Genomic DNA, 230 nt, shown 5'->3' with positions numbered 1-230 from the left:
CAAGAACGTCGTGCTCGGCTATGCCGGCACCGTGCACTCCGCGCAAGGATCGACCGCCGACACCTGCCATGCAGTCATGTCCAGCGAGTCCGGACGCCGCGAGCTGCTCTACCCCGCGCTCACCCGCGGCAAGGAATCTAACCACCTCTACCTCACCGAGAAGATCAACGGCGAAGCTGACCACCAGCACGCCGCCGGCGCCGCTGCCGAGGGCGCGCGCGGCTTCACCG

1 protein-coding gene is annotated in these 230 nt (G+C 68.3%); it reads left to right on the top strand.

Annotated features, from left to right (window positions below):
- Window positions 1–10: 10 nt before the first annotated feature.
- The coding region (locus AXK60_RS25125; protein WP_280512897.1) for a helicase C-terminal domain-containing protein at window positions 11–230 on the top strand (220 nt) is incomplete at its 3' end.

This window comes from Tsukamurella pseudospumae (assembly GCF_001575195.1).
Taxonomy (GTDB): Bacteria; Actinomycetota; Actinomycetes; order Mycobacteriales; family Mycobacteriaceae; genus Tsukamurella; species Tsukamurella pseudospumae.
The sequence above is the reverse complement of the archived record's forward strand: the minus strand, read 5'-3'. Positions and strand labels throughout refer to the sequence as shown.